This is a genomic window from Solirubrobacter ginsenosidimutans, assembly GCF_027587205.1.
Window position 1 is genome coordinate 1 of record NZ_JAPDOD010000116.1, and the last position, 2,547, is coordinate 2,547.

The window sequence follows — 2,547 nt, forward strand, 5'->3', positions numbered from 1 at the left end:
CGTCGGCATCGACAAGGACGCCGAGCAGATCGAGCGCGCGCTCACACGCGCGGAGCAGCACGTCCTCAAGCGCGATGTCGGCGACTGGGACGAGGCCGAGCAGGAGGCCCTCTCGGCGATCGAGCGCGCAGAGGCCGCGCCGGTGGCCTGACCACGCGGCGGATCCGGGGCGGCGGCGACGCCGCCCCCAACGACTCACGGAGACGACCTTGAAGCCATTCACCCCACGCATCGTCTGTGCGTGCGCGGCGTTGGCGCTGTTCGGCTGCGGCTCGTCCTCGGACGAGAAGCCCACGGCGACTGAGGCCCCCACGCAGGCACCGGCATCACCGCAGGACCAAGCGGCCAGCGACGTGTGCGCCGCCCGGGCCGACATCCAGACCCAGGTGGACACCCTCGCCACGGTCAGCACCGGGGACGCGACGCGCAACGACGTCACGTCGGCGCTCGAAGCGATCACCACGAACCTGCAGAAGATCAAGGACGCCCAGCCCAATCTGACGCCCGAGCGCAAGCAACAGGTGCAAGACGCGGTGACGGCATTCGGGACACAGCTGCAGGCCGTCGTCCGGCAGGCGGTCGCCACGGGGTCGAAAGCTGACGCCAAGGCCCAGGCCACCGACGCCGCCGCGGCACTGAAGTCCGCTACGGCCGAGTCACTGCAACCGATCGACTGCTGACGGGAACGATCGATGAACAGACCAGACCGACGATCGGGCCGCATCGGGCACATCGTGAGCGTCTGCGTCGCGACGCTCGCGCTTGCGGCTGCCGTCGCGGCAGCCGCGCCCGCAAGCTCGGGGGTCGACCCCGGGAGCGCCCAGAGCCCGATCGACCTCCGCCGCTCGGAGGTCACGTTCGTCAAGCACCTCCCCACGATTCGGTTCGCGTATCCGCGGAAAGCGGACGTCACGTTGAACAACACCGGATCACCTGGCGAGGAGGCGACCGTCCGGGCCGAGGTGCCCGCCGGCGCCGCGTCGATCACGCTGAGCGGTACGACGTACGCGCTGCAGCAGTTCCATTGGCACACGCTGTCCGAGCACGAGATCGACGGCCGCAGGAGTCCGATGGAGATGCACCTCGTCCACAGTGCGTCGGACGGCTCATTGCTCGTGATCGGGGTGTTGATCGAGCAGGGACGTGCGAACCGCGTCCTCGCACGGATCTTCGACGCTCTGCCCGAGACGGCCGGGGAGACGCGCCCAGTCACCGGCGTCCGGATCGACGATCTGCTGCCGGACGACGTGTCCTCGTACCGGTACACGGGATCGCTGACGACCCCGCCCTTCACCGAGGGCGTGCGGTGGATCGTGCTCGCTCACCCGATCACGCTCTCCAAGCACCAGATCCAAGCCTTCCGCGAGCTCTTCGAGGACGGCAACAGCCGAGAGGTCCAACCGCTCAACGGGCGCAAGGTGTTCAGCGACGCCGGACGGCGTGGCCACGACGATTGACCACAAGGAGAACACGATGCCCAGCGACCCCAATCCCGCCCACGATCACTCCGCGTGGCAATCCGACCGTCCCCGGCGGCGGTTGTTCGGGCTCCTGGTCGCGTGGCTCGCCTCGGGCGTCGCGCTGATGGTGGCCGCTGGGATCCTCCCGGGGGTCAGCATCGAGAGCTTCTGGGGTGCGTTGGTGGTCGCGGCGGTCGTTGCCGCGCTCAACGCGGTCGTCCCGCCCGTGCTGGCCGCTCTGCGGTTGCCGCTCACGCTCGTCCTGGGCTTCCTGCTCGTGCTGGTCGCGGACGCCGCCATCCTGCTCATCGCTGACGCGCTGACCGACGGCGTGCTCACGGTCGACAACTTCGGCTGGGCGCTGCTGACTTCGCTCGTGGTCGCGGCCGTGAGCGTCGTGCTCGCGGTCTTCACCGGCTCCGACGACACGTATTCGATTCGCGTTGCCAAGCGCATCGCGCGTCGGCAGGGCGTGATCGCCAACACCAAAGTCCCCGGGATCATCTTCCTCGAGATCGACGGGCTCGCGCTGCCGGTGCTGCGCCGCGCGATGCGCGACGGCAACGCCCCGAACATGGCCAGCTGGCTGGCCGATGACACGCACAGCCTGATCGAGTGGGAGACCGATCTCTCCTCGCAGACGGGCGCCAGCCAGGCCGGGATCCTGCTCGGCTCCAACGATGACATCCCCGCGTTTCGCTGGGTGGAGAAGGAGACCGCCACGGTGATGTCGTGCTCGGCGCCACCGGACTGCGCGGAGATCGAGCGACGGCACGCGACGGGTGCCGGCCTGTTGGTCGATGGCGGCTCCAGCCGCGGGAACCTGCTCTCCGGCGAGGCGGACGACGTGATCCTCACGGTCAGCCGGATGGACGCGGAGAAGCAATCCAATCCCGGCTATCGGGCGTTCCTGGCCAACGGCGACAACGTGACGCGCACGCTCGTGCTGTTCGGATTCGAGGTCATCCTCGAGTGGATCGCCGCCGCCCGTGGGATCCGCCGCGACGTGCGCCCGCGCGGCCACCGCGGCGGCATCTACCCGCTGATGCGGGGCGCGATGTGCGTCTTCGTGCGCGACCTGATCGTG

The 2,547-nt window shown here is 69.3% G+C and carries 3 protein-coding genes; all 3 read left to right on the forward strand.

All coding sequences use genetic code 11. The features are described 5' to 3' along the window. Nucleotides 1-251 precede the first annotated feature (251 nt). Nucleotides 252-680: a hypothetical protein gene (locus tag OM076_RS44345; RefSeq protein ID WP_270046710.1), complete on the forward strand. Its 429-nt coding sequence runs from the start codon at nucleotides 252-254 to the stop codon at nucleotides 678-680. A 12-nt stretch (nucleotides 681-692) separates the two neighbouring features. After that, nucleotides 693-1,457: a carbonic anhydrase gene (locus tag OM076_RS44350; protein WP_270046711.1), complete on the forward strand. Its 765-nt coding sequence runs from the start codon at nucleotides 693-695 to the stop codon at nucleotides 1,455-1,457. Next, nucleotides 1,441-2,547: phage holin family protein (locus OM076_RS44355; RefSeq protein WP_270046713.1), on the forward strand; the 1,107-nt coding region annotated here is incomplete at its 3' end. The genes OM076_RS44350 and OM076_RS44355, both read left to right, overlap by 17 nt.